The 25916-nt window shown below is 34.5% G+C and carries 27 protein-coding genes and 1 pseudogene; 16 read left to right on the plus strand and 12 right to left on the minus strand.

Features of this window, described 5'->3' with window-relative positions; genetic code table 11:
• Nucleotides 1–275 precede the first annotated feature (275 nt).
• Nucleotides 276–944, minus strand: a complete 669-nt coding sequence (locus tag QZ657_RS12115) for a uracil-DNA glycosylase family protein (protein WP_291962028.1) — start codon at nt 942–944, stop codon at nt 276–278.
• 83 nt (nt 945–1027) lie between these two features.
• Here QZ657_RS12115 and QZ657_RS12120 point away from each other — a divergent pair, with 83 nt between their 5' ends.
• Complete coding sequence (locus QZ657_RS12120; RefSeq protein WP_276473611.1) at nt 1028–1156, plus strand: 30S ribosomal protein THX; 129 nt, start codon at nt 1028–1030, stop codon at nt 1154–1156.
• Between the two features lie 2 nt (nt 1157–1158).
• Here the strand turns inward: QZ657_RS12120 and QZ657_RS12125 are convergent, their stop codons facing one another.
• The 4 genes from QZ657_RS12125 to QZ657_RS12140 form a co-directional block, all read right to left on the minus strand.
• Nucleotides 1159–1524 carry a hypothetical protein gene (locus QZ657_RS12125; RefSeq protein WP_291967161.1) on the minus strand — a complete coding sequence of 122 codons (366 nt, stop codon included), beginning with the start codon at nt 1522–1524 and terminating at the stop codon, nt 1159–1161.
• A 46-nt stretch (nt 1525–1570) separates the two neighbouring features.
• Nucleotides 1571–2332, minus strand: coding sequence for a peroxide stress protein YaaA (yaaA, locus tag QZ657_RS12130; protein ID WP_291967163.1), 762 nt, complete (start codon nt 2330–2332; stop codon nt 1571–1573).
• A gap of 91 nt (nt 2333–2423) precedes the next feature.
• A complete protein-coding gene (locus QZ657_RS12135) occupies nt 2424–3455 on the minus strand; it encodes an RluA family pseudouridine synthase (protein WP_291962032.1) in 1032 nt (343 codons plus the stop codon).
• On the minus strand, nt 3456–4046 hold the full coding sequence (locus tag QZ657_RS12140) for a PASTA domain-containing protein (RefSeq protein WP_291962034.1): 591 nt from the start codon (nt 4044–4046) through the stop codon (nt 3456–3458).
• A 174-nt stretch (nt 4047–4220) separates the two neighbouring features.
• Here QZ657_RS12140 and QZ657_RS12145 point away from each other — a divergent pair, with 174 nt between their 5' ends.
• The 6 genes from QZ657_RS12145 to QZ657_RS12170 all read left to right on the plus strand — a co-directional run bounded on the left by QZ657_RS12145 (nt 4221) and on the right by QZ657_RS12170 (nt 11911).
• Nucleotides 4221–5195: a D-alanine--D-alanine ligase gene (locus tag QZ657_RS12145; RefSeq protein ID WP_291962036.1), complete on the plus strand. Its 975-nt coding sequence runs from the start codon at nt 4221–4223 to the stop codon at nt 5193–5195.
• 125 nt (nt 5196–5320) lie between these two features.
• Entirely contained in the window at nt 5321–5773 is a 453-nt protein-coding gene (coaD, locus tag QZ657_RS12150; RefSeq protein WP_276473617.1) for a pantetheine-phosphate adenylyltransferase, read from the plus strand.
• A gap of 123 nt (nt 5774–5896) precedes the next feature.
• Complete coding sequence (locus tag QZ657_RS12155; protein WP_291967165.1) at nt 5897–7744, plus strand: PAS domain S-box protein; 1848 nt, start codon at nt 5897–5899, stop codon at nt 7742–7744.
• Nucleotides 7745–7771: 27 nt separating this feature from the next.
• Nucleotides 7772–9712 (plus strand): PAS domain-containing sensor histidine kinase, encoded by a 1941-nt coding sequence (locus tag QZ657_RS12160; RefSeq protein WP_291967167.1) that lies wholly within the window; start codon nt 7772–7774, stop codon nt 9710–9712.
• The gene (locus QZ657_RS12165) at nt 9699–10103 is read left to right on the plus strand and encodes a response regulator (RefSeq protein WP_291967169.1); all 405 of its coding nucleotides are present in this window, start codon (nt 9699–9701) and stop codon (nt 10101–10103) included. Before QZ657_RS12160 ends, QZ657_RS12165 begins: the two co-directional genes overlap by 14 nt.
• Nucleotides 10104–10171: 68 nt before the next feature.
• A complete protein-coding gene (locus tag QZ657_RS12170) occupies nt 10172–11911 on the plus strand; it encodes a M14 family metallopeptidase (RefSeq protein ID WP_291967170.1) in 1740 nt (579 codons plus the stop codon).
• Between the two features lie 6 nt (nt 11912–11917).
• Here the strand turns inward: QZ657_RS12170 and QZ657_RS12175 are convergent, their stop codons facing one another.
• Complete coding sequence (locus QZ657_RS12175) at nt 11918–12508, minus strand: NUDIX hydrolase (protein WP_291962045.1); 591 nt, start codon at nt 12506–12508, stop codon at nt 11918–11920.
• Between the two features lie 7 nt (nt 12509–12515).
• On the opposite strand from QZ657_RS12175, the gene pyrE reads away from it, so the two are divergent.
• Nucleotides 12516–13160 carry an orotate phosphoribosyltransferase gene (gene pyrE, locus QZ657_RS12180; RefSeq protein ID WP_291967172.1) on the plus strand — a complete coding sequence of 215 codons (645 nt, stop codon included), beginning with the start codon at nt 12516–12518 and terminating at the stop codon, nt 13158–13160.
• A 2-nt stretch (nt 13161–13162) separates the two neighbouring features.
• A complete protein-coding gene (locus QZ657_RS12185; protein WP_276473624.1) occupies nt 13163–13555 on the plus strand; it encodes an SRPBCC family protein in 393 nt (130 codons plus the stop codon).
• Here the strand turns inward: QZ657_RS12185 and QZ657_RS12190 are convergent.
• Entirely contained in the window at nt 13552–14283 is a 732-nt protein-coding gene (locus QZ657_RS12190) for a biotin--[acetyl-CoA-carboxylase] ligase (RefSeq protein ID WP_291967174.1), read from the minus strand. The genes QZ657_RS12185 and QZ657_RS12190 overlap by 4 nt on opposite strands.
• 93 nt (nt 14284–14376) lie before the next feature.
• Between QZ657_RS12190 and rsfS the strand changes: the two genes are divergently transcribed.
• Genes rsfS through QZ657_RS12220 form a run of 6 tightly spaced genes read left to right on the plus strand, consistent with a single transcriptional unit; the run spans nt 14377 to nt 19133 of the window.
• Entirely contained in the window at nt 14377–14751 is a 375-nt protein-coding gene (gene rsfS / locus QZ657_RS12195) for a ribosome silencing factor (RefSeq protein WP_276473626.1), read from the plus strand.
• Nucleotides 14752–14763: 12 nt separating this feature from the next.
• Nucleotides 14764–16767, plus strand: a complete 2004-nt coding sequence (ftsH, locus tag QZ657_RS12200; protein ID WP_276473627.1) for an ATP-dependent zinc metalloprotease FtsH — start codon at nt 14764–14766, stop codon at nt 16765–16767.
• Nucleotides 16768–16808: 41 nt separating this feature from the next.
• A complete protein-coding gene (locus QZ657_RS12205) occupies nt 16809–17420 on the plus strand; it encodes an LUD domain-containing protein (RefSeq protein WP_276473628.1) in 612 nt (203 codons plus the stop codon).
• Between the two features lies 1 nt (nt 17421).
• Complete coding sequence (locus QZ657_RS12210; protein WP_291962675.1) at nt 17422–18225, plus strand: phosphatidate cytidylyltransferase; 804 nt, start codon at nt 17422–17424, stop codon at nt 18223–18225.
• On the plus strand, nt 18215–18898 hold the full coding sequence (locus tag QZ657_RS12215) for a phosphatidylserine decarboxylase family protein (protein ID WP_276473630.1): 684 nt from the start codon (nt 18215–18217) through the stop codon (nt 18896–18898). The genes QZ657_RS12210 and QZ657_RS12215 overlap by 11 nt, the downstream gene beginning before the upstream one ends.
• Nucleotides 18879–19133, plus strand: a complete 255-nt coding sequence (locus QZ657_RS12220) for an acyl-CoA-binding protein (protein WP_276473631.1) — start codon at nt 18879–18881, stop codon at nt 19131–19133. Before QZ657_RS12215 ends, QZ657_RS12220 begins: the two co-directional genes overlap by 20 nt.
• A gap of 200 nt (nt 19134–19333) precedes the next feature.
• Here the strand turns inward: QZ657_RS12220 and QZ657_RS12225 are convergent, their stop codons facing one another.
• The 4 genes and pseudogenes from QZ657_RS12225 to QZ657_RS12240 all read right to left on the minus strand — a co-directional run bounded on the left by QZ657_RS12225 (nt 19334) and on the right by QZ657_RS12240 (nt 24123).
• Nucleotides 19334–20098, minus strand: a complete 765-nt coding sequence (locus QZ657_RS12225) for a creatininase family protein (RefSeq protein WP_291967177.1) — start codon at nt 20096–20098, stop codon at nt 19334–19336.
• A gap of 82 nt (nt 20099–20180) precedes the next feature.
• On the minus strand, nt 20181–20348 hold the full coding sequence (locus QZ657_RS12230; RefSeq protein ID WP_027067903.1) for a lmo0937 family membrane protein: 168 nt from the start codon (nt 20346–20348) through the stop codon (nt 20181–20183).
• A 140-nt stretch (nt 20349–20488) separates the two neighbouring features.
• Nucleotides 20489–21373, minus strand: coding sequence for a dienelactone hydrolase family protein (locus tag QZ657_RS12235; protein ID WP_291967179.1), 885 nt, complete (start codon nt 21371–21373; stop codon nt 20489–20491).
• A 124-nt stretch (nt 21374–21497) separates the two neighbouring features.
• A pseudogene (locus QZ657_RS12240) lies at nt 21498–24123 on the minus strand (valine--tRNA ligase).
• Between the two features lie 193 nt (nt 24124–24316).
• On the opposite strand from QZ657_RS12240, the gene QZ657_RS12245 reads away from it, so the two are divergent.
• The gene (locus QZ657_RS12245; protein WP_082643031.1) at nt 24317–24709 is read left to right on the plus strand and encodes a DUF1573 domain-containing protein; all 393 of its coding nucleotides are present in this window, start codon (nt 24317–24319) and stop codon (nt 24707–24709) included.
• Between the two features lie 53 nt (nt 24710–24762).
• Here the strand turns inward: QZ657_RS12245 and QZ657_RS12250 are convergent.
• Nucleotides 24763–25916, minus strand: a 1154-nt coding sequence (locus QZ657_RS12250) for a PDZ domain-containing protein (protein ID WP_291967181.1), incomplete at its 5' end; no start/stop codon positions are given.

A 25916-nucleotide genomic window follows, 5' to 3' on the forward strand; every position in this document is an offset into this window, starting at 1 on the left:
ACCATTACGGCAAACTTTCTAAAATTCGAACATAAATATCGCTATTCCTAGATAATTTAGAGCATCCTTTTTGTGAAATATCATATTCGTAGAAGTATACCACAAAATTGTCTGTATTGACAACAAATAATTCAAAATACGGTACAAGCTATCTATCTTTACAGTGTAAATAAGTAATAAAATTTTTCATTTTCATATAGTGTTCTCGTAAAAGAGTCTTGTCTTAAAAGCAAGACTCTTTTTAGTTTGTAGAAATTTTAAAAATATTTTTACATCTAAAAGTGAACTTGGTATTGAAGAACCCTAAAATCCAAGGTATTGAACTTAGGGTTTTCCCTTTTCATTCTCTTATAACTTTCAAGACTACCCACAGCCCTATTGGCGGCACCAGAAGGAGCTATCAAAGAAACTGTCTTAATGGTAGTTTTGGTAATGGGATGCACAAACTTATGAATTCGTGGCACGTCATTGGAAATAATATGCAGTGCAACATTATTTTCGCGCAAATGTTTTCTGAACAAAAACTCAGGACCATTTTTACTGTTGCCTCCTGTAAACAATAAGGTTGTTACCTTAGGATACTTTTCTAGATAGCCCAATACATTTCGTAATTCAACATTCTGCATACCAATATCCGAGGCATCTATTTTTTCTCTTTCGGCAGAAGCTACAATATCACAAACACCAATTTTTCTTGCTTTTAAAAATGATTTACGTTGCTCTATGGCCTCATAGGTTGTTTCATATTTAAGATGTAAACTGAATATTCTGTCTAAAATGGGCCAAAGCTGACCATCACAGCTTCCGTAACAAAAATTTACATCGCCCTCTTTTAAATCTCCCGTGGTAAAACGTGGGGGCGGCAACGTACCTACAATTAATTTTTCAGTAGATTCATTAATAAACGGCTCATACGGATGCGTGTGTTGAAATTTCTTTTGCATTAGTGTTTTATTCTCTTGAGCTTATTTTACAGCCAAATCTTCTCTAATTTACCAACTTAAACAGAAATCAAAGAAAACGAGATATGGGAAAAGGAGATAAGAAATCTAGAAAAGGAAAAATATCCAATAACTCTTACGGGACTAGAAGACCCCGTAAAATTAAAAAGAGACCTACGGTAGAAGAAAAAATAAAAATTAATAAAAAGAAATAAACTTAATTATCAATTTTGAATGTCAAGTCTACTTGGTTCTCTTCATCTAAAGAAATCTCATACGTATAAAAACCAATTGGCAAAGTATCCATAGACATTTCTACAGGTACATAATTTAAGCTAGTAGAATCTGTAAGTATTGATAATGCAGTATACGCATAAGCTCTTTCAAACTCCTTGTATTCTGAAAATTCACCTGCCTCAATATTCTCATAAACGGTATCATTTTCTACAATGCGTACTTCGCTAAAAAAAAGTTCCGTACTGTTTTGAACGCGAATATTGACCAAGTTAACTTCATCATCCCTATCTGTACAAGAGAATAGAACACCAAGACATATAACAGCAAACAAAATAACCCTTTTCATAGACGTACTTTTATATACTAAAGAACGAAAAAGCAATGATTATATTTTATCTAATAAAGACAGGTTCATTTTCTTTCAAAGTATGTTCTTTACTAAATTGGTAATCATCTAAATTGAACCCTTTTATATCTTCTAAAGTTCTGGCATCAGTATCTATGATATATCTTACCATTGCTCCCCTAGCTTTTTTAGCAAAGAAGCTTATAATCTTCAATTTATCGTTCTTCCAATCTTTGAATACGGGAGTAATTATTTCTGCCTTTATTTTTTTAGGTTTTAAGGCACTGTAATATTCATTACTAGCTAGGTTCACTAAAAGCTCGCCATCTGCCATCTCATTGTTTAAATGATCGGTAAGTCTCTCTCCCCAATATTCGTACAAGTTTTTCTTTCTTCCTATTTTTAAGGAAGTACCCATTTCTAAACGGTAAGGTTGCATTAAATCTAACGGTTTTAAGATACCGTACTGCCCAGACAAAATTCTTAGAGTCTGTTGTAGTTTCTCTATTTTTTCTTCTGTCAACGTATATGCATCCAAACCTTGATAAACATCTCCGCTAAAAGCATAAACCGCTGGTCTTGCATTTTGTGGTGTAAAGGGTACGGTAAAATCTTGATTACGTTGCCAATTCAATTCTGCCAAATTATCTGAAATGGACATCAGCTCAGCAAGTGCTTTCGGTTTCTTTTTCTTAAGAACTTTGTTCAGCTTTTCGGCATCATCAATAAATTCTGGAGAAGTATATGTAATAGTTGGCAAATCACTTTCATAATTTAAGGACTTGGCCGGAGAAATAACAATTTTCATAGTACAATTTTAATATTCCCAAAAATAAACAGGATAAATTGGAAGACCTACAAAAGACAAAAAAGAGTTTAAATAGTGGTATTGGCCAAACTTATTCTGTGCTATTTTTACTGTAACCTCTCCATTTTTCTATGGCACTCGTCATATCCTCCGGCACTTCAGAATCAAAACTCATTTGCTCTCCCGTAACAGGATGAACAAAGCCTAATGTTTTGGCATGCAAAGCTTGTCTTGGTAGTAATTTAAAGGTATTTTCAACAAATTGCTTGTACTTTGTAAAGGTTGTCCCCTTTAATATCTTTTCACCACCATAGCGTTCATCATTGAACAAAGTGTGCCCAATGTATTTCATATGCACCCGTATTTGATGTGTTCTTCCGGTCTCTAATTTACAGGATACCAAAGTAACGTAACCTAATCTTTCCAATACCTTAAAATGGGTTACCGCTTCCTTACCTTCTTCCCCTTCTGGAAAAACGTGCATCTGTAAGCGGTTTTTAGGATTTCTACCTACATTGCCAACAATGGTGCCTTCGTCCTCTTCTATATTTCCCCAAACTAAAGCAACATACTCACGCTCAGAAGTTTTATCAAAAAATTGTTTTGCCAAATGTGTCATGGCCGCTTCTGTCTTAGCAACTACCAACAGACCCGAAGTATCTTTATCTATACGGTGTACCAAACCTGGTCTTTCATTACTGTTAGATGGTAAGTTATCTGTATGATAAATCAAGGCATTGATCAACGTTCCTGAATAATTACCATGACCCGGGTGCACTACCATGCCGGCGGGCTTGTTTACAACCATTAAAACATCATCTTCATACACAATATCTAACGGTATATCTTCCGGAACCAACAAAAATTCATGTGGCGGATGTTCAAACAACACCTTTACCTCATCACCTGCTTTTACCTTGTAATTAGATTTTACAATTTTATCATTGACCCAAACATGACCGTCTTTGGCAGATTGTTGTATTTTATTCCGTGTGGCATTTTCAATGAAATTCATTAAAAATTTATCTACTCGCAAAGGAACTTGACCTTTAGATGCTATTACTTTATGATGCTCAAAAAGTTCGCCATCTTCATTTTCTGGGCGCTCAATATTCTCCTCCATCTAATCTTCAGATTCCGCTTTAATTATTGCTCTTTCAGTAATACTACCATTACCACAAACCAACTCTATCTTAGATGTTTTAGGTAATTTATCACCAGGCTTTATATCTTTTCCCTTATATTTTATACGATATACCATATCCTTGCCCAATTCATCTACGTAGGTAACGCGCTGTACATCAAGACCTACAGCTTTCAACATAGAAGAGGCATTTCGTTTGGTTACCTGAATAATCTTTGGAACGGTTACTTTTTTGTATCCTGAGGGATTTACGGTGAAATATATTTTTCTATTCTCCTTAACTTTTGATCCCGCACTAGGATTCTGTTCAATAATTGAAAACCTTGGGTAATCTGGATTATAGTTTGCCGAGTCTAAAACTTCATATCGTAAACCGGCTTCTTCTATTGATTTTCTCATATCCATCACAGATTTTTTAGAAAAATCCGGTACTTCCACAAACTCGCCATGATTGGTGGTACTATTTAAATATCTTAAAACGATAAAAATCGTAATAATTAATACCAAAACTGCAAGACCCAACTGAATAAAGAAGGTTTTGCTTTTTAAAAAATTGAAAAAATTCCTCATACCTATTATTTGACCCGACAAATATAGTAAATGCCCCCATACCATTTTGCAGCATTGGTTTATACTTGTTGGGATCATAAAAAATTCTTGTTATTTGTTGAATGCCCAATGTTTTCTTTTTTATTTTATTTCAATGCTTCATCTTTGCTTTAACATTCTTAATAGACCATACATATGAAAAAAAATATAGCAATTATCATGGGCGGTTATTCTAGCGAATATAAAATATCGCTCAAAAGTGGAAATGTGGTCTATGATTTTCTTAATAAAGATAAATTCAATCTGTATAGAATACATATCTTTAAAGATAAATGGGTCTATATTGATGAAAAGGACAATGAGACACCTATAGACAGGAATGACTTCTCCATTCCTTTAAAAGGAGCATCTATTACTTTTGATTGTGTTTTTAATGCCATACATGGCTCACCGGGGGAAGACGGACTCATGCAAGCTTATTTTGAACTATTGGGCATTAAGCACACTTCTTGTAATTTCTACCAAGCCGCCCTTACTTTTAACAAGCGCGATTTATTGAGTGTCTTAAAACCTTATGGAATTAAAGCTGCACCATCTTACTACCTAAATCTAGGTGATGAAATAAATGAATCCGAAATCATTGACAAGGTCAAATTACCCTGCTTTGTAAAGGCAAATAAATCTGGTAGCAGTTTTGGCATTACCAAAGTCTATAAAGCAGAAGAGCTTAAAGGCGCCATTGAAACAGCCTATAAAGAAGATGATGAAATTATCATTGAAGGTTTTCTTGATGGCACAGAGGTTTCTGTAGGCGTATTAAAATTAAATGGGAAAACCACAGTATTTCCTATTACAGAAATAGTATCGGAAAATGATTTCTTTGACTACCAAGCAAAATACGAAGGCAAATCTCAAGAAATAACTCCGGCAAGAATAAATGCTGAACAATTAGAAAAAGTAACCAAAGCATCTAAAAGAATATATGATGTGCTTAAAATGAAAGGCTTTTCTAGAAGTGAATTTATATTCATTGGTAACGAACCATATTTATTGGAAATGAACACAACACCAGGTTTAACTACTGAGAGTATTTTACCGCAGCAAGCTAAGCAGGCCGGTATTGAATTAAGTATGTTATTTGAGTACGCCATTAACGAGGCATTGTCATAATTTGACTATATTTAAGAATTAAATTACCCGCAGGCAAAGCCTGCGAGGTATTGATAAAAAACAACAAATAATTTGACCAAAACATCGGATTATTTTAAATCTCGATTATCGAGTAAAATACACATATGAGACGCGCAATTTTTCCAGGTTCTTTTGACCCTTTAACTTTAGGACATCATGATATAATTATGCGTGGCATAACTTTATTTGACGAGGTCATTATTGCCATTGGAAAAAATGCCGATAAAAAGTACATGTTCAGCTTAGAACAGCGTATACAATTTATAGAGGAAGCCTTTAAAGATGTTCCTTCAATTACTGTGAAATCATATGTAGGACTCACTGTAGATTTTTGTAAGAAAGTCGATGCCAACTTTATTTTAAGAGGATTACGAAATCCGGGCGATTTTGAATTTGAGAAGGCAATTGCACATACCAATAGAAAATTATCTGAGATAGAAACCGTGTTTCTATTGACCTCATCGGGCAAATCATACATAAGCTCGTCTATAGTTAGAGACGTTATACGCAATGGAGGTGACTATACAGGTTTAGTACCCAATTCTGTAAGAAAATAAGTGTATTTCGTCGGCCTGACAACAGATAAACCACTTTCAACCACAACTTTTCGCAAAAACACAACAATTTAGGTGGGCAAACTACAATTTTCCTATAAATTCGTAAGAAAATTCTTTCCACCAATGATTAGATCAAAAAATAGTTCATCGTTTTCTTTAGATTGGATCAAACAAATTCCATCATCTATTGTTATTGTAGATACTAATTTTAAGTTAATTAGTGCATCGCCAAGATGGGAGGCTGATTTTCAACTCGATCTAGAGCCAATAAAGGGTAAATATTTTGTTGACTTGTTTCCTGAGTTGGCACAAGAACTTAAAACAAGATTAAAATATAGTTTAGACGGCCTTCGTGATATTAAGTTTAAACACAATGCCAATAAATGTAAGTATGCATCAAAAGATTCTATTTGGCATTTAAACCCTTGGAAAGATGGTTATGGCAATATCATTGGCGTAATCATAAAAATTGACCCCATAACCAAGACCCAAGAACTGGAATTGGAACTACATAGAACCAAACTAATTCTTAATAATAAAACTACAGTCGCTAAGATTGGTAGTTGGGAATTGGACACTATAAATAATTCTTTGCTTTGGACACCTATAGTCAACAAAATCTATGGTCTTCCGGCAAATTTTGAACCAACTTTGGAAACGGCTATAGATTTTTATGAAGATGAATCTAAAAAAGTAATACAAAAAGTTGTTGATGAGGCAACCACCTTAGGCAAACCTTGGAATGTAAAAGCACAATTAATACAAAAAGACGGTACGGTAATTTGGGTCAATACTATTGGAAGACCTAAGTTTAAAGACGGTGTTTGCACTAGAATAATTGGTACCATACAACAAGTAGACGAAGAAAATAAAATTGAGGTCAAAAATACCATACTTGAGACAGAGCTTAGCGAATATCCTTTATTTGAAAAAGTGCCTTTTGGCCTTGCCATTATAGATTTTAAAAACGGAAGTTTTTTAAATGTAAATGAACAATTTGCAAAACTCTCAGGTTTTGAAAAAGAATATTTTATAAATAAAAACTTTAAGGAATTTATAGGTAAAACATTTTTAAAAAAAGAAACGGACATTGTAAATCAATTAAAGGAAAAAGAATCTTTTGATCCTATAGATTTTACTTTTATAAATAAATTAGGCCATACGTTAAACCTTAAGGTAACCGGAAATCTTGTAAACGGGCTGAATAATAGGACAAGTATTTTATGTACTATTCAGAATATTACCACGCAAAACCAGTTAGAAAAAAAGTTAAAAAACACCATTAATGCAGCTAAAGAAAAAAATGAACAGCTTTTAAACTTTGCCCATATGGTATCACATAATTTAAAAACACACGCAACAAACTTTTCATTGTTGTTGAATTTTTTAAATGATGAGACAGGTTTGGTTCAACGTAACAAATATATGAACATGCTATTCAGCGCTTCGGATAACTTATCTGAAACCATCAAGGGACTAAGAGAAATAGTAGCCGTAAAATCCAGTATTAATGAAGAGAAAAAATTACTGTCTCTCAACGAAAGTTTATTTGTAGTTGAACAGAATGTTGCCGGTCTATTAAAAGAAACCAATGGTAAAATCATTAACGAAATACCAGAAACAACCCAGGTAAAAGCCCTACCCGCCTATCTAAACAGTATTTTGACCAATTGTATTACAAATTCCATTAAGTATAGATGTGAGGAAAAGAAACCGATAATAATACTTAGCGTAGAAGAAGATAAAAACTACACGATACTAAATGTTGAAGATAACGGACTAGGTATTGACATGGAAAAATATGGAGATCAAATTTTTGGGCTCTATAAAACCTTCCATAGGAATAAAGATTCTAGAGGAATTGGGCTGTACATAACCAAAAATCAAATGGAAGCAATGAACGGAAAAATTACCGTTGATAGTATTCCTAACCAAGGAACTACTTTTAAGTTCTATTTCAACAAAAAGTAAAAATTCATCATTTAAAAAGAATAATAATTGTTATACAACGTAAATGACAACATTCACAACAATAATATAGCCAAATACGACATTCCCACTACCTTTGTAAGAAATTACATCGGTATGATAAAAGTTCCCCAAATATCAAATGCTTCGTACCTAATTAGACAATTGCCAACACCAACGGCGTTTATTGACACTAATTACAATATTGTTCAGACATCTGACAAGTGGTCTAGCATTTTTGACAAGAATGAATCGTGTAGCGACTCCAAAAGCTTATTTGCTGTATTCCCCAATTTAAGCCATAAATGGAAAATGGTATTAAATAATTGTTTTAAAGGAAATCCGCAACCCATGGGCATTCATCAATCTATTGACTGTACAGGTCATGAACAATGGTTTGAATGGACAAATGCACCATGGTATGATACGAACGAAAATATAGTAGGCGCAATAATTCAATTAAGTAATATTACCGAAGCTGTCAACAATGAGCTAGAACTCAATAAAAAGGAATTACTTTTAGAGCAGCAAGCAGAAATCACCAAAATTGGTCGATGGGAATATAATATTGCCGAGAACAAATTATTCTGGTGTTCCACTACAAAATCTATTCATGAGGTTTCACCGGGTTTTCTACCAAATATTGAAACAGCCCTATTTTACTATAAAGAGGGCTATAGTAGAAACGCAATATCCATGGCGCTGTTTGAAGCGCAGAACAATGGTAAAGCCTGGAGTAATCTAAAACTTCAAATTATAACGGGCTCAGGAAAAGAAAAGTGGGTTATGGCCGGGGGAAAACCTATTTATAATAAAGGTAAAATGGTGGGTCTCATAGGTACTTTTCAAGATATTCACGAGCAAGTAGAAGCGGACATCAAGACTATAGATAACGAAAAATTATTAAGAACCTTGATCGACAATTTACCGGTCAATGTTTATATTAAAGATACCGAATCAAGAAAAGTCTTAATCAACAAAGCAGAATGTGAATATTTAGGTGTCAACAACCCAAAAGACATCATTGGAAAAAATGATTTTCAACTGTATTCATATGAAGTTGCCAAAAAGTCAAGAGAAGAAGATTTAAAGGTTATGAACACCTTAAAACCAGTTATTGGAAAAGAAATAGTTAGAACTACTTTAAGCGGCAAGGAAACCTCTTTTTTAAGCTCTAAAATTCCACTTTTAAACAACAAGGGTATTGCATATGGTATAGTAGGCATCAGTTTGGACATTACACCTTTAAAGGAAAAGGAAAAAGAGCTTAGAAATATTATAAACATTGCATCTGTACAAAATAAAAAGCTTTTAAATTTCGCTCATATAGTTTCACACAACCTTCGTTCACACTCTGCCAATTTCTCAATGTTACTAAGCTTTTTAGAAAGCGAAAGTGATGAAAACGAAAAAAAGAGTATAATTAAAATGCTAACCAAAGCATCTAACAATCTTTTGGAGACACTAGATAATTTAAACGAAGTGGTATCAATTAATACCAACACCAATATTGCCATCCAAAAAATGAACTTGAACAACAAGGTAGTTGATGTTTGCAAAAACCTTTCTCCTTTTATTTTAAACAGTAAAAGTAAAATTGAAAATATTATTCCTACGGATTTTGAAATTAAAACGGTACCTGCATATTTAGACAGTATTCTAACCAACTTTATTTCTAATGCAATAAAATATAAACACCCAGAGAGACAAGGGCATATCATTCTAAGCGCTGAGAGGAAAGCGGGCTATGCAATTCTTTCCATAAAGGATAACGGTCTAGGCATTGACCTGGAAAAATATGGAGAAAAGTTATTTGGAATGTATAAAACCTTTCATGACCATAAAGATGCCAGAGGAATAGGTCTGTACTTAACAAAGAATCAAATAGATGCCATGAACGGTAAGGTAGAAGTTAGCAGCGAAGTAGGTAAAGGAACAGAATTTAAAATTTTTTTTAATGAAAAAAATTAATGATATCACTATAATTGATGACGACGCTATTACCGTGTTCGGTTTACGAAAATTAATATCATCAAGTGTTGACTGTAGCTCAATAGAATCATATGATAACGGCAAAATAGCATTAGACGCAATGACGGAGTTTTTTGAAAATGGACAAAAAATTCCACAAGTCATTTTTTTAGATATCAATATGCCTATAATGGATGGATGGGAGTTTTTAGAAGCTTTTATTAAAATTCCTATTAAAGATAAAATTAGAATAAATATCGTTACTTCTTCAATTGATCCTTTTGATAAAAAGCAATGGGAAAATTATAAAAGTAAAAGCCATCATTTAATTACCTTCAATCAAAAACCTATTGATAGAAATAAAATATCAGAAATTACACAAGTAGCTTAAGGCAATAAAAGTATTGATTATTTTTACATTCAGTTCATGGTATTAATTGCCTTTGTAATTGTCTGTTTATGAAAAATATATCATTCATCTTTTTAGCACTATTAATTTTCTCTTGTGAAAGTAAAGTTGTGAATACTAAAACAGATTTTCTTACTCCTTTTGAAGTTTCAAACAAAAAAGAGACTGCAACCTATAACGAGGTCATAGATTTTTACATAAAACTATCCAAAGAATTTTCATCGATCAATATACAAACCATTGGCAATACTGACAGCGGTGAGCCTTTGCATGTTGTCACCTATAGTCCAAAAGGAGATTTTGATTACAAAAAACTTAGCGAGACCAATACCATGATGTTAATCAACAATGGTATACACCCTGGTGAAAGTGACGGTATTGATGCTACAATGTTGTTATTTAGAGATTTGGCCGGCAATGAAATTAAAACACCACAGAAAACTATAATAGCTACAATTCCTATATATAATGTAGGAGGGGCGCTCAATAGGAACAGTACTACTCGTGCCAACCAAAACGGACCATTGGAATATGGTTTTAGAGGCAATGCAAAAAACTACGATTTAAATAGAGATTTCATTAAAACCGATACCAAGAACGCCAAGACATTTGCAAAAATTTTTCATCTCATAAATCCTGATATTTTTATAGACAACCATGTAAGCAATGGTGCGGATTACCAATACACACTTACACATTTATTTACGCAACATAATAAATTGGGCGGTGAATTAGGTGAATACGTTCATGGCTCATTAATGCCTCAACTACAAGATTCTTTATCAAAAGCCAATTGGGATATTACCCCATATGTTAATGTATTCAATAGTCCACCTGAAAATGGTTTTCAACAATTTATGGACCACCCAAGATATTCTACAGGTTATACCACATTATTCAATACCGTAGGCATGATGGTAGAGACACATATGTTAAAACCATACCACATGCGTGTAGAAGGTACCTATCAACTAATGAAAAACATGATTTCCATTGCCGAAAACGATGGCAGTAAAATAAAAAACTTAAGAAATGCGGCATTTTCAAAGAACAGCAAAAAAGAACATTACCCTATTTCCTGGACAGTTGACGCTACCAAAAATTCCAAGTATATATTCAAAGGCTATCGGGCAGATACAATTATTAGTGATGTTACAGGATCAACTAGACTTAAATACAACCGAAATTTTCCGATTGAAAAAGAAGTAATCTACCAAGATTATTATATGGCTACAGACTCCGTTAAAATTCCTAAAGCGTATGTATTGGGCAAACAGTGGGAAAATATTATAGAAAAATTAAATCTGAACAAAATTACGTATTCCACGCTTAAAAAAGATTCGGCCATAACAGTAGAGAGCTATAGGATAAATGAATACCAGACTTACACATCACCTTATGAAGGACATTACCCACATTACAATACAACCGTAACTAAAACCGAGGAGAATAAAGTTTTCTTGGTAGGAGATATTATTATACCAACAGATCAGCCAGGTTTTAGATATATTTTAGAAACTTTAGAACCTTCTGCCGTAGATTCATTTTTTAATTGGAATTATTTTGACACCATTCTTCAACAAAAAGAAGGTTTCTCTCCATATGTTTTTGAAGATACCGCACTAAAACTTTTAGAGACAGATTCTATTCTTAAGGCAGAATTTGATCATAAAAAAATGCATGAACCAGATTTCAACCAAAACTGGTACATGCAATTAGATTGGCTTTTTAAAAAAAGTAACCTTTATGAAAAGGCACATTTACAATATCCGGTCTATAGAATAAAGTAATAGACGTTAATCTTTCCCAAATAAAATTTTGATGTTGGCATAAGAATTTTCTAGTGCTTTTTCTATTTTATCAGGCCCTTTCCATCTTACCTTAAAGATACCCTCCTTTTTTTCAGGTTTTAATTTGCCCTCAAAATTAGTACGCATCTCATACCAATAAACCTGCTTTAGTTTATTAACGCCATTACGCTTAAATATATGATATGTTGTTCTAATGTAACGATCTATAACAAGACCTTTTACACCGGTTTCTTCTTCTACTTCACGAACGGCACATTCCTCAATAGATTCCCCTTTGTCCAATTTGCCCTTAGGTAAATCCCATTTATCGTTTCGGTAAATAAAAAGTACTTTCCCCTCTCTATTTTTAACGACACCCCCACCGGCAATAACCAAAGGAACGACTTGAGTGAATTTTTTTAAAATTTCATCGTAATTAGGATGATAAATAAACGCTTCCCTCAACTTCTCCTTTCTCAATGAAGTAATTGCCTCCTCAATAGATTCTTGATTTAAAGAATAATACTCTCCATTTGTTGTGTCAGAGAGTTTATTTGTCAAAATCAAAGGCAATTCATTAACAAAAACTTTATACATTTGCGTTATGGTTTTAGACAAAAACACTGCAAAAAAAACAGCAGAGCTTCTCTTGCAAATTAATGCAATAAAATTGAAACCCGAAAATCCTTTTACATGGGCCTCGGGCTGGAAATCTCCTATATATTGCGATAATAGAATTTTACTTTCTTATCCTATTATAAGAAACTACGTTCGTGATGAAATGGCAAAGCAGGTAGAGCAACTTTACGGCAAGCCAGATTGTATTGTAGGTGTAGCTACAGGCGCAATTGGAATTGGAGCTTTAGTTGCCGACAAACTTAATTTACCGTTTGTTTACGTTAGGCCTGAACCTAAATCACATGGTCGACAAAATCAAATAGAAGGTCATTTAGAAGCCCACCAAACAGTAGTGGTTATAGAAGATTTGATCAGCACCGGAAAAAGTAGCCTTAACGCTGTAAAAGCACTAAAGGCGGTAGATGCCAAAGTAAAGGGTATGTTGGCAATTTTTACATATGGTTTTGAAACTGCCGATTCTAACTTTAAAGAAGAACATACAAAGTTGCATACTTTAAGTAGTTATGATTATTTAATTGAACAGGCATCTGACACAGGCTACGTCAAAGAAGAGCAACTAATTACATTAAAGCAATGGAGGAAAGATCCTTCAAAATGGACAAATAAATAACTATGTTTATAGAAACACCAAAGGCAGAAATATCAAAAAATAAAGAAGAAACCTTTAACTTCTTGAACGACCTGCCTAATTTTAGATTGTTAATGCCTGAAAATATTGACAAATTCGAAGTTTTAAATGAAAATAGATTTCTTTTCGCACTAAAAGGAATGCCAGAAATTGTATTGGAGAAAAAAGAGCAAACACCGTTCAACCAAATTGTTTTAGGTGCTGCAAGTGAAAAACTACCATTTACCTTAACTGCGGATATTATAGAAATAGATGCCGATAAAAGCGAGGTTGTTCTAAGTTTTAAAGGTGAATTCAATGCAATGATGGCCATGATGATCAAAAAACCGATTACAAATTTCATCAATACCCTATCAACAAATTTGGGCAAAGTCTAATACAACAAACGTATTTCCTTTAACCCATATTCCAATAAATTACCATTTTCATGTTTTACCACTAATTTACCGCCAATAGAAACTTCTTCTATTGTGCCGGTAAAGCGTGAATCATCTTCTTTTAGAAAAGTACTGACCTTACCTATTCTGAACAGTTTAGAATGATACTGAGCATATAATTCTTCCTCTAAACTATCTATAGGTTTGTTTAAATACAAATGCAACTGTTCAATTATTGAATAAAATACCGAATCTAGATTAAAATCAGTGCCCACAATATTTTTCATAGAAGATGCATTTGGTGCATTTCTAAATACTTCTTGGTTAACATTTAATCCAAATCCTATAATTGTGCGCTTAATTTTTGAACCCGACAAAATATTTTCTATTAAGATACCTCCTATTTTAGAATTACCTGACAGAATGTCGTTAGGCCATTTTATACTTAAATCAGGTATTGCCAACCGGTTTAAAGCATCTATTATTGCAAGTGACACACAAACACTTATTAAAAAAACACGTTGTAAGGGCACATTGATATCATTTTTCAATACGCTGAAAGCTAGATTCTTATAAGGCTCAGACTCCCATTTAGCACTCATTTGCCCCCTACCGGAAGTTTGGTTTGCAGTACTAATTACAGTAAAATCTTCCAATACTTTATTAAATGACAAATCTTTTAAATAGGTGTTCGTAGATTGCGTGGCATCAAGTTTGATTATTTGCATTTACTGTTCTTATTGTGAATCTTTAATGTATTGTTAAAAACTAGTCCTAAAAGAACAAAAAAATAATAACTTTGTAAAAACTAAAATTTTTGAATGCAGGAAAATAAAACTAGCAAAGATGAGTTAATTGCATTAATAATTCAGGGAATTGACGAAGTAAAAGGTCACAACATCAACCTATTAGATTTAAGAGAAATTGAGAATACCGTTTGTGATTACTTCATAGTTTGTAACGGTACTTCGAATACGCATGTAAATGCTATTGTAGGTTCTATTCAAAAAACAGTAAGTAAAGCGATTCAAGACAAACCTTGGCACGTAGAAGGCGAAGACAATGCCGAATGGGTACTTATGGACTACGTTAATGTAGTTGTTCATATCTTCCAAAAGCAAGTAAGAGAATTTTATGATATAGAAGGTTTATGGGGAGATGCAAAATTCACAACTATAGAAAGTAGCGTAAATTAATAAAAAATTAAAATGGCAAAAGAAAACAAAACAAATCCGAAAAAACCAAAGTTTAGTTCTTGGTGGATTTATGGATTGGTAGCAGTATTACTTATTGGATTTCAATTATTCAATAGTGATGACCTAGCTAGCACACAAAAAACGACTACTTCAGAATTACAGCAGTATTTAAGAAATGGTGATGTCAAAAAAGTATTGATCATTACCAACACCAATCAAGCAAAGGTTTTTTTAACCGATGATGCTATTGCAAAAGAAGTTCACAAAGATGTGAACGAGAAGTCTTTTCTTCCATCATCCGGCAATGTACCTCAGTACACTTTAGATTATGGTGACCTTCAAATATTTCAGAATGAAATCACTGAAATCAAAAAAGAAAACAATTTAGATACAATCATTGAATTTGGTAAGGAATCTACTGCTATTTTAGATTTCTTGTTATCGCTTTTACCGTTTGTATTGATTATAGGTATTTGGATCTATTTAATGCGTAGAATGTCTGGCGGCGGCGGCGGCGGTGCCGGAGGTCAGATTTTTAATATAGGCAAGTCTAAAGCAAAATTATTTGACGAAAAGACAGATACAAGAACTTCATTTAAAGACGTTGCCGGATTAGAAGGTGCAAAAGAAGAAGTTGAAGAGATCGTAGAATTCTTAAGAAACCCGGACAAGTATACCTCATTAGGTGGTAAAATACCAAAAGGTGCATTACTTGTAGGACCTCCAGGTACTGGTAAAACACTATTGGCCAAGGCCGTTGCTGGTGAAGCTAAGGTTCCTTTCTTCTCGTTATCCGGTTCAGATTTCGTAGAAATGTTCGTAGGTGTTGGTGCATCTAGAGTACGTGACTTGTTCAAGCAAGCAAAAGACAAATCTCCTGCCATTATATTTATTGATGAGATCGATGCCATTGGTAGAGCAAGAGGTAAAAACAATTTTACGGGATCTAATGATGAACGTGAAAATACATTGAACCAGTTATTGACCGAAATGGATGGTTTTGGCACCAATACAAACGTAATTGTACTTGCAGCAACCAACCGTGCAGATGTATTGGATAAAGCATTAATGCGTGCCGGTAGATTTGACAGACAAATCTACGTGGATCTTCCAGATATTCGTGAGCGTAAGGAAATTTTTGAAGTTCATTTAAGACCTATCAAAACTGCAGAAACGTTAGATTTAGATTTCTTGGCAAGACAAACGCCTGGTTTCTCTGGTGCAGATATTGCAAATGTTTGTAACGAAGCTGCGCTAATTGCAGCTCGTAATGAGAAAAAAGCGGTTACAAAGCAAGATTTCTTAGATGCGGTCGATAGAATCGTTGGTGGTCTAGAAAAGAAAAATAAAATTATTACTCCTGGTGAGAAAGAAACCATTGCTTATCATGAGGCTGGTCACGCAACCACTAGTTGGATGTTGGAGCACGCCGCTCCTTTAGTAAAAGTTACCATAGTACCAAGAGGACAATCATTAGGTGCTGCATGGTATTTACCGGAAGAGCGCTTAATTGTTAGGCCAGAACAAATGTTGGACGAAATGTGTGCAACTATGGGCGGTAGAGCTGCTGAAAAAGTGATTTTCAATAAAATTTCTACAGGCGCCTTAAGTGACTTGGAGAAAGTAACCAAGCAGGCTAGAGCAATGGTTACTATTTATGGACTTAATGATGAAATTGGTAATATCACCTATTATGATTCATCTGGTCAAGATTCTTACGGTTTCTCAAAACCTTACAGTGAAGACACTGCGCGTAAAATAGATGCAGAAATTTCAAAAATAATTGAAGAGCAGTATCAACGTGCTATCAAGGTTTTAACTGAGAATAAAGATAAACTTACCACTTTAGCTGAAAGATTATTAGAGAAAGAGGTTATCTTTAAGGAAGATTTAGAAAAAATCTTTGGCAAGCGAAATTTCGAAAAGGATATTTTAGCTTTAGAAAACGAGAAGAAACTTAAGGAAGAAGAGGACAACAAATCTACGGAAGAGCAAGAAATTACAGAGAATAAGTAAAATTGCAGTACTTTAGATTAGCAATTATTTCAATAACGTAAATGGGGTTTTTAGATATTTTATTTGGTGGTGGCAAGAAGAAGGTTTCGAAAGAAACTACAGAAACGCGCGGAGATCATATGCCAGATTTGAATATTCCTGTTGACGAAAAATTTACTATTCATTTTAAGCAAAATGGCGGAAAGTTTATTTATTGCGATTCTGATGCCGAAGTTTCAAAAGCAATTCAAAATATAATAACTGAAAATAATTGGGAAAGCGAGCCTTTCTTCGTTCTAGATGAAAGGCTAGCCCAAAAATTTTCAAAAGAGCCCATTACTTTTACAGACCAAGCAAGATCAAGCGAAGTATTCTTTACTACTTGTGAGCACTTAATTGCACAAAACGGCAGTATACTTGTTTGCTCCAATCAATTATTGGAGAAAAAAGTAAACGAACTACCTAGTAATGTAGTAGTTTTTGCAACCACCAGTCAGCTGATCGAGTCTATAGGCGAAGGACTAAAGACCATAAAAAAGAAATACGGTCAAAAAATACCGGCTAATATAACTACACTAAAACACTTTAAAGCTACCCCAGAAAACTCAGATGATTTTCTAACATATGGTAGTAGTACTAAAAATCTTTATCTTTTACTTTTGGAAGATTTATAGTATGAAAGAAATTCTAAGAAGGTCACTAACTGGGGCTGTGTACATAATCTTATTATTGTCAGCAGTCTTTTTAAGTTCTGATGCCTTTGACTTTTTATTTATGACCTTTGGGTTGGCTTGTTTATATGAGTACAAAAAATTAGTTCACTTAAGAGGATATCATATTTTTGCTGCTTATTTAGCCATATGGTGGGCATTTATATATTTGGTAAAAGATCAACAGGTCATTAATATATTAATGGTAATTACCATTGTTGTAGATATTTATTTGCTCATTAACCTATTCACGAAAAAGCCTATTAAATTCAATACTCCAATGAAATTTATTGTCGGTCTTTTCTATATTGGCGGAGGGTGTATTTTTTTAACTATGATACCTTATAAAAATGATGCTTTCGCCAAACTGTTGATAATGGGTATTTTCATTTTAATTTGGGTAAATGACTCATTTGCATACCTAGTGGGCAAAAGCATAGGAAGAACTAAACTTTTTCCTTCAGTTTCTCCTAAAAAAACTATTGAAGGTACTCTTGGAGGCTTTATATTTGCACTGGCTGCAGCTTATTTAATGGCAACTTTTGAAGCGCTGATCAGTCCAATACAATGGATGATTCTAGCAACTGTAATTGTCGTTGCAGGTAGCTTGGGCGATTTAATTGAATCTAAATTAAAAAGGGCGGCCGGCGTTAAGGATAGCGGAGCCATTTTACCAGGTCACGGAGGCATGTTAGACCGTTTAGATAGCTTGGTCTTTGCCGCACCATTTGCATATTTAACTTTAAATATATTCAGTTATGTTTCATAGGGAGGGACAAAAAATTATATTACTTACTTTTTGTTTAGTTGGGATTAGCGTATTGCTAGCTCATTTTTTTATTGATATAGCATGGTTGAAATTGACAGTTCAATTGTTAGGCTTAGTGCTATTGATCATAATTCTCCAGTTTTTCAGAAACCCGAAAAGATTAGCGGTGAAGAACTTTGATGAAATTTTATCTCCGGTAGATGGCAAAGTCGTTGTTATAGAAGAGGTTTTTGAAAAAGAATTTTTTAAGGAAAAAAGAAGACAGGTTTCTATATTCATGTCTCCCGTGAACGTACATGTTACCAGATACCCGGCTAGTGGTAGTATAACATTTTCCAAATATCACCCTGGAAAATTCTTAGTTGCTTGGCACCCAAAATCCAGTGAAGAAAACGAAAGAACTACCGTTGTTATCAAAACTCCTAAATTTGGTGAAATTCTATATCGCCAAATTGCAGGTGCCCTGGCTAGGCGTATTGTCAATTACGCCGAAAAAGGAGAAAGCGTTCAGCAAGGTGATGACGCAGGATTCATAAAGTTTGGCTCTAGAGTAGATTTATTTTTACCTTTAGATTGCCAGATAAATGTCAAGTTAAATCAGAAAGTTAAAGGCGCGGAAACTTGTATAGCTACTTTTGTCGATCCAAACGAGCATGAAGAAATTACGTATTGAATTTGAGGAAAAAGTTGCTTTGGTCAATAGCTTTACCGAACCAATACCTGCGGACATTTTACTAAAATTGTATGCCTACTACAAAATAGCCAATGCAAATTTTGACAACCCAGGTAGCAAAACCCCTCTAATCAATGCCTTTAAGGCAAATGCTTTGATTCAAGCTAAAAACATGAGTAAGAAAAAGGCCATGCAATCTTATATTGATTTGGTTAACAAAGAACTAAAAAAATAACCTTAGATTGTTTAATGGGTAGATAACGTTATTACTTCTTCCTAAGACACAACTCTTTATCAATTTACAGATTATTAGGTTAAATTAACGTTGGGTCTATTTCATTTAAATCTGCAAATAATTTATCATTGTATTTATGTGCTAATTCTTATAGAATGGCCGTAAAACAATATTCTAGTTAAATTGATTGCCATTAAAAATCAATGATATAAATCTTCTAAATCCGCATCACAAAGGGAACAGATAAGATCCTCCAATTTCTCACATACATCTTTAAAATAACGTTCTCCCTTTTCAGCAGTAGCATACTCCGGATTACCTATACCTGTGTCACTACTAACTTTAGACCATTGGCGTTCTGCCCAAGCCCAACCCTCATTATAAGCTTTGATCTTAAATTTTTTAGCACTACCACTACCCCATGTTTCTTTCGCCAATACCAGTTCTGGTCTTAAATAAAGCATGAGGCTAGTCTCCATCTCATCTGCATGATCACCTTTTTCCTTGAAATATTTAGATTTATCTAACATTGGTGGAAAAAAGCAGAAGCTGATGAACATCTTTGGAAACATTAAACCCAGTTCCCTAACAATCGGTTTAAAGTTATTTCCACCATGCCCATTGAACAATAGTAGCTTTCTAATTCCCTGTCTATCCAAAACAGTTACCAAGTCTTTCAATATTGCCAATTGGGTAGACGGATTTAAATTCATATCCAAATAAATATCCTTTTGCCCTGTATTGACACCGTAAGGTATAGTGGGCAAAATAATTACTTTTTTACCCTTTTCCCATGCAATCTTACCCGCAGCTTCAACCATATTTTCAGCTTGGTAGTTATCTGTGCCATATGGCAAATGATAATTATGCGCTTCTGTTGCACCCCACGGTAATACCGCCAGTTCTATATTTTCATCCTTTAAATGATTCCAATTTGTTTCTGCTAGTATATATGGTCGTATCATAGTATTAAAGATACTATATACGCATAAAAAAACCCTTGAATAAATTCAAGGGTCTGTATATTATTTACATAATGTAATGTAATTACAGGACTTTTTTACCAGATATAATGTTGTATAGAATTACAATAACTGCAATCACCAATAAAATATGTACTAAACTACCGGTTGCAAGTCCAGGAACAATTCCTAACATTCCCAATAACCATATAATTATACAAATAACTGCTACTAACCATAATAGACTTCTCATAATGTGTGTTTTTTAGATTGTTTATATGACAAAGTTAAAGGCATTAGCCCTATACCCTTAACTCAAACGAATTGATTACTAGCTCTAAATCAACGCCATACCATCAACACACTGCACTACAAGTACTAAAAACCAACCACTTACATTAAATTTTCCTTAAAAAAATCAATGGTTCGCGACCATGCCAATTCTGCTGCCGGTTCGTCATACCTTGGAGTAGACGTATTATGAAAACCATGATTAACATTTGGATAGAAATAGGCTGTATTTTCTTTACCCAACTCATTAAGCTTTTTTTCATATTCAGGCCATCCGGCATTTACCCGTTCGTCCAAACCTGCGTATTGCAGTAATAAAGGAGCGATTATATCTTCTATTCCTTCCTTAGGCTGACCACCATAAAATGGAACCGCAGCTGCCAATTCTGGCACTTTTACTGCCATCATATTAGAGATCCATCCACCAAAACAAAAACCTACAACCCCTATCTTACCTGTGCACCCTTCATGATTCTTTAAATAGTTGAATGCCGCAATAAAATCCTCAAGCATTTCATTTCTGTCTCTTTTACGTTGCATTTCCCTACCTTCATCATCATTACCCGGATAACCACCTAACGGACTCAAAGCGTCTGGGGCAATCGTGATAAAACCCGCCAGGGCAGCTCTTCTTGCCGTATCCTCAACATACGGATTTAAACCTCTATTTTCATGTACCACCACTATACCCGGTAACTTTTCGTCAGCTAATTTTGGTTTTGAAAGTAACGCCTTAATCTCACCACCGCCTTTTGGCGAATCATAGGTAATAAAACCAGAATCAAGATCAGGGTTGTTTTTATCGACCAATAACGTAGTTTCGTAATTAGGCATTAAAAAACTCATTAACGAAGGTACCGTAATACCTCCTACCGCATACATTGATAGTTTTTGCACAAAGTCTCGTCGTTCTAGTTTATTATGGGCATAGGCATCGTAGAGATCGAACACTTCTTGTTTAATATCCTCTTTTCTTAATGATTTCATTTTCAAAGCTTTTTGGTTCTATTTAAAATTACAAAAAGCACTTGAGTGCGTCCATGATTTTAACAATAGAAAAAGCCTCACTCCCAAAAAATGGGAATGAGGCTTTGTTATATATTAAAAAATATTAGCCTAAACTTGCTAAACTCTTTTCTAAAGTTTCAATTTTAGCCTCGGCATCAGCTAATTTTTGACGCTCAATTGCTATTACCTTTTCAGGGGCATTATTGACAAAACGCTCATTAGATAATTTCTTCTGAACAGACTGTAAGAATCCTTTGGTATATTTCAACTCTTCATTAATCTTCACAATTTCAGCCTCAATATCTATAGCACCTTCCATAGGCACAAAGTATTCGTTACTCTTTACCCTAAATGTCAATGCACCTTCTAACTGCTCTTCTGTATAAGCAATATCAGAAACATTGGTAAGTTTTGATATGACAACATCAAAACGATCGCTCACCTTTTCGGTATTTAAAACAGATAATTCCAATGCTTCTTTCATAGGAATATTCTTGTTCTTTCTTATAGTTCTAATCCCGGCAATAACCTCAGCGGCAAAATCGAACTCTTCCAATAATTGTTCATCTATTTTACCTATTGTTGGCCACTTTGCAATCACCAATGCTTCGCTCTCGCTTCTTTTTGAAATATGCTGCCACACCTCCTCGGTCAAAAATGGCATGAACGGATGTAACAATTTCAAGTTCTGCTCAAATAGCTGAATTACCTTATCAAAAGTAATTTTATCAATAGGTTGCTGGTATGCAGGTTTAATAATCTCCAATAAAGAAGAACTATAATCATCCCAAACCAATTTATAAATTGACATTAAAGCATCGGAAATACGGAACTTGCTAAAGTGATCCTCAATCTCTACCAAGGTCTTGTTCAATTTAGACTCGTACCACTCTAAACCAAGTTTTGATGCTTCGGGCTGTGGTATATCTGCAACTTCCCAACCTTTAACCAATCGGAAACCGTTCCAAATTTTATTGGCAAAGTTTTTTCCTTGCTGACACAGATCTTCATCGAACATTAAATCGTTACCTGCCGCCGAACTTAGCAACAAACCAACGCGTACGCCATCCGCTCCATAATCTTCAATTAATTTTAATGCATCTGGCGAGTTCCCCAAAGATTTAGACATCTTGCGGCGCTGCTTATCCCTTACCAAGCCTGTGAAATAAACATTCTCAAAAGGTTTCTTACCTTTAAACTCATACCAGGCAACTATCATTCACCCAGAAGAATAGAATATCCGGACCCGTAACCAAATCGTTGGTAGGATAGTAATAATTAACCTCTTCATTATCCGGATCCATAATGCCTCCAAATACACTCATAGGCCATAACCAAGATGAAAACCAAGTATCTAGCACATCGGCATCTTGCCTTAAATCACTTTCCTGCAAATCTGAATTGCCAGATTTCTCCTTTGCCAGTTCTAAGGCCTCCTTTAAATTAGCGGCAACCACAAAATCTTCTTGACCGTCACCAAAATAGAACGCCGGTATCTGTTGTCCCCACCACAATTGTCTAGAGATGTTCCAATCACGAACGTTCTCCATCCAATGGCGATATGTATTTTCAAATTTCTTTGGATGCAGTTTTACATCTCCACTTTCCAACACTGCTTCTAAAGCGGGTTTTGCCAAATCTTCCATTTTTAAAAACCACTGATCAGACAGTTTAGGTTCTATGACAGCTTTGGTTCTTTCTGAGGTACCTACTTTATTGATATGGGTTTCGGTTTTTACCAAAATACCCTTTTCCTCCAATTCTTTTGAGATTTCTTTTCTAACTACAAAGCGATCTTTACCCTCGTAATGCATACCAAAACTATTTAAGGTGGCATCATCATTAAAGATATCTATAGTCTCCAAGTTATGCTTTTCGCCTAGCGCTTTGTCATTTATGTCATGCGCAGGTGTCACCTTTAAACAACCGGTCCCGAACTCCATATCAACGTATTCATCTTCTATAATAGGTATTACCCTATTACAAATAGGCACAATAACGTTTTTACCTTTTAAATGAGTAAAGCGCTCATCGTTAGGGTTAATACATATAGCAGTATCACCCAAAATAGTCTCCGGTCTTGTAGTAGCAATGGTCACTTTTTCATCTGAACCTTCTATGGCATATGACAAATAGTACAACAAACCTTGTTTTTCTTCATACACCACTTCTTCATCAGACAATGTTGTTTGCGCCTCTGGATCCCAATTTACCATACGATAACCGCGATAAATCAACCCTTTATTATAAAGGTCTATGAACACTTTTATAACACTATCATATCTTTCTTGATCCATAGTGAACGCGGTACGGTCCCAATCACAAGAACAGCCCAATTTCTTTAACTGCTCTAGTATGATACCTCCATACTGGTGTGTCCAGTCCCAAGCATGTTTCAAAAACTCTTCCCTTGTAAGGTCATTTTTATTGATACCTTGCTCTTTTAATTTAGCCACCACTTTTGCCTCTGTAGCAATAGATGCGTGATCCGTACCAGGTACCCAGCATGCATTTTTACCTAATAAACGAGCTCTTCTGATCAATACATCTTGTATAGTATTGTTCAGCATATGCCCCATATGAAGAATACCGGTTACGTTTGGTGGTGGTATTACAATACTATAAGGTTCCCTATCATCGGGAACCGAATGAAAATATCCGTTTTTCATCCAATACTCATACCATTGAGATTCTGTGGACTGCGGATTATATTTTGAAGGAATTTCCATATTTGGAACAGTTTTTGAATAAATAAATATGTGGTTATTAAAAATAAAGCCGAACTGACATTCTAACGGTCATTTCAGCTAAATTTTACCTAAAATTAAATACGAAACAAAAATAAGTAACGTTAGAGTATAACAAAAGGATTTTGAGGTTGATCTGAAAAGATTTAATTTTGAAATCCACCCAAAATTAAAAATGATGAAAAAAATAGTACTTGTATTATTTGTAGGCTTACTAGGATTTAGCTTGACCGCTCAAGACACTGCGGCCAAAATAGAGTTTAAGTCAGAAACGGTTGATTATGGTGAAATAGCAAAAGGTTCTGACGGAGTTAGAGTTTTTGAATTTACCAATACCGGTACTGCTCCGCTTATTGTAAGTAAAGTAAGTTCTAGCTGTGGATGCACAATTCCAAAAAAACCGGAAGATCCAATTTTACCAGGTAAAACAGGTGAAATTCAAGTTAAGTATGATACTAACAGAGTTGGACCTATTCGTAAAGCGATTACGGTAATATCTAACGCAGATACACCAACAAAAGTTTTAAAGATCAAAGGGGAAGTAAAAGCTTCTACCGGTACCAAATAAAAATTACTGTTGTAAAATTAAAAGCCCAACTGAAAAGTTGGGCTTTTTTTGTCTTATTGATCATCGAAAAGGGGTTTTAACTCAAAGCTGAACAACAAATCATTGTCATAACGCTCTACCAAAACCTTTATCCTATTATCTTTGTTTACATTGAGCATGTGCATAATCTCTTGTAATTTGTATCTATGAATACGCTTACCATTTACTGCTAAAATTACATCGCCCTCACGTAACCCTGCTGAATGTGCCGGACTCCCTTGACGAATTCCCGATACAATTATCTCTGGCACCAAACTCAACCTTGTAGCTCCTTGAAGCAAGATTTGAACATCTCCATAAGATTTTGCATTACTATTTACAATACCGTTAGCATCGGTAATTCTTTCTGAAACATACCGCATACCGGCATGTTGAAGATCAATACCACTTACATTATACTGAAATAGTTTACCAAAGTTTGAATTCTTGGTAAGTATGAGCTTTTCATTAGCATAATCAAACACCACATGAAAGCGCTTTATAATCTCCCCACCAAGACTGCCATTTCTACCACCAAAATCGGAAATAGAATTAAATGTTTCCATATCAGGAAATGCCGCCTTGGCATCGCTCAAAATAAAATCAGAAATCTTTAAATGATTTATTTTGGTTCTCTTTCCAAAAATATCTCCTGCCAAACCTTTGCCAAGAAAATCCTGATAGTGTTTTTTTGGAAGTTGAATTCTCTCATCTTCAAACAACCAAACCGCGTCACTACTACCCGTATCCAACAATAACTTGACAGGAATTTCATCGGTTTTATTGATCATCACATGAGCATCTAAATATGCCTTCCTTCTAATTACCGACATATCCACTACCCTAGTATGCTTAGACGTTTTATATGTATAAAGCGCTGGATCATAAAACTTAATGGTCTTTTTGATATAGTTGACATCCACAACAAAATCCCTAAACAAATCATACCCAATAATACCATGCACAGGAATACCTAGACTTGGAGAAAAATTAATTCCAGCATCCATCACTACATAAATATTTTGATAAAGGTTCTTTACACCACCCAGTTCCACTCTATTATTGGTAGACTTTAATGCGTTAATGGGATCACCTTCCCCTAAACCGTTAATGGTTATCTCCGTAACATTATTTAACTGAATGGAATCTTGATCCGCCAAATTGAACAGTATGGGCGTGCCCACACCAG

Origin of the sequence: Maribacter sp., assembly GCA_020629415.1 — a bacterium.
GTDB classification, from domain to species: Bacteria; Bacteroidota; Bacteroidia; order Flavobacteriales; family Flavobacteriaceae; genus Maribacter; species Maribacter huludaoensis.

Bases quoted from the DNA above. Each gene is read 5' to 3' on its own strand.
- QZ657_RS12230 (WP_027067903.1), bottom strand. From the start codon at position 20,348: ATGAGAAGTCTATTATGGTTAGTAGCAGTTATTTGTATAATTATATGG.
- ftsH (WP_276473627.1), top strand. From the start codon at position 14,764: ATGGCAAAAGAAAACAAAACAAATCCGAAAAAACCAAAGTTTAGTTCT.
- pyrE (WP_291967172.1), top strand. From the start codon at position 12,516: ATGGTTTTAGACAAAAACACTGCAAAAAAAACAGCAGAGCTTCTCTTG.
- QZ657_RS12175 (WP_291962045.1), bottom strand. From the start codon at position 12,508: ATGTATAAAGTTTTTGTTAATGAATTGCCTTTGATTTTGACAAATAAA.
- QZ657_RS12170 (WP_291967170.1), top strand. From the start codon at position 10,172: ATGAAAAATATATCATTCATCTTTTTAGCACTATTAATTTTCTCTTGT.
- QZ657_RS12125 (WP_291967161.1), bottom strand. From the start codon at position 1,524: ATGAAAAGGGTTATTTTGTTTGCTGTTATATGTCTTGGTGTTCTATTC.
- QZ657_RS12210 (WP_291962675.1), top strand. From the start codon at position 17,422: ATGAAAGAAATTCTAAGAAGGTCACTAACTGGGGCTGTGTACATAATC.
- rsfS (WP_276473626.1), top strand. From the start codon at position 14,377: ATGCAGGAAAATAAAACTAGCAAAGATGAGTTAATTGCATTAATAATT.
- yaaA (WP_291967163.1), bottom strand. From the start codon at position 2,332: ATGAAAATTGTTATTTCTCCGGCCAAGTCCTTAAATTATGAAAGTGAT.
- QZ657_RS12145 (WP_291962036.1), top strand. From the start codon at position 4,221: ATGAAAAAAAATATAGCAATTATCATGGGCGGTTATTCTAGCGAATAT.
- QZ657_RS12155 (WP_291967165.1), top strand. From the start codon at position 5,897: ATGATTAGATCAAAAAATAGTTCATCGTTTTCTTTAGATTGGATCAAA.
- QZ657_RS12190 (WP_291967174.1), bottom strand. From the start codon at position 14,283: ATGCAAATAATCAAACTTGATGCCACGCAATCTACGAACACCTATTTA.
- QZ657_RS12245 (WP_082643031.1), top strand. From the start codon at position 24,317: ATGATGAAAAAAATAGTACTTGTATTATTTGTAGGCTTACTAGGATTT.
- QZ657_RS12220 (WP_276473631.1), top strand. From the start codon at position 18,879: ATGAAGAAATTACGTATTGAATTTGAGGAAAAAGTTGCTTTGGTCAAT.
- QZ657_RS12205 (WP_276473628.1), top strand. From the start codon at position 16,809: ATGGGGTTTTTAGATATTTTATTTGGTGGTGGCAAGAAGAAGGTTTCG.
- QZ657_RS12135 (WP_291962032.1), bottom strand. From the start codon at position 3,455: ATGGAGGAGAATATTGAGCGCCCAGAAAATGAAGATGGCGAACTTTTT.
- coaD (WP_276473617.1), top strand. From the start codon at position 5,321: ATGAGACGCGCAATTTTTCCAGGTTCTTTTGACCCTTTAACTTTAGGA.
- QZ657_RS12215 (WP_276473630.1), top strand. From the start codon at position 18,215: ATGTTTCATAGGGAGGGACAAAAAATTATATTACTTACTTTTTGTTTA.
- QZ657_RS12165 (WP_291967169.1), top strand. From the start codon at position 9,699: ATGAAAAAAATTAATGATATCACTATAATTGATGACGACGCTATTACC.
- QZ657_RS12185 (WP_276473624.1), top strand. From the start codon at position 13,163: ATGTTTATAGAAACACCAAAGGCAGAAATATCAAAAAATAAAGAAGAA.
- QZ657_RS12225 (WP_291967177.1), bottom strand. From the start codon at position 20,098: ATGATACGACCATATATACTAGCAGAAACAAATTGGAATCATTTAAAG.
- QZ657_RS12120 (WP_276473611.1), top strand. From the start codon at position 1,028: ATGGGAAAAGGAGATAAGAAATCTAGAAAAGGAAAAATATCCAATAAC.
- QZ657_RS12235 (WP_291967179.1), bottom strand. From the start codon at position 21,373: ATGAAATCATTAAGAAAAGAGGATATTAAACAAGAAGTGTTCGATCTC.
- QZ657_RS12140 (WP_291962034.1), bottom strand. From the start codon at position 4,046: ATGAGGAATTTTTTCAATTTTTTAAAAAGCAAAACCTTCTTTATTCAG.
- QZ657_RS12115 (WP_291962028.1), bottom strand. From the start codon at position 944: ATGCAAAAGAAATTTCAACACACGCATCCGTATGAGCCGTTTATTAAT.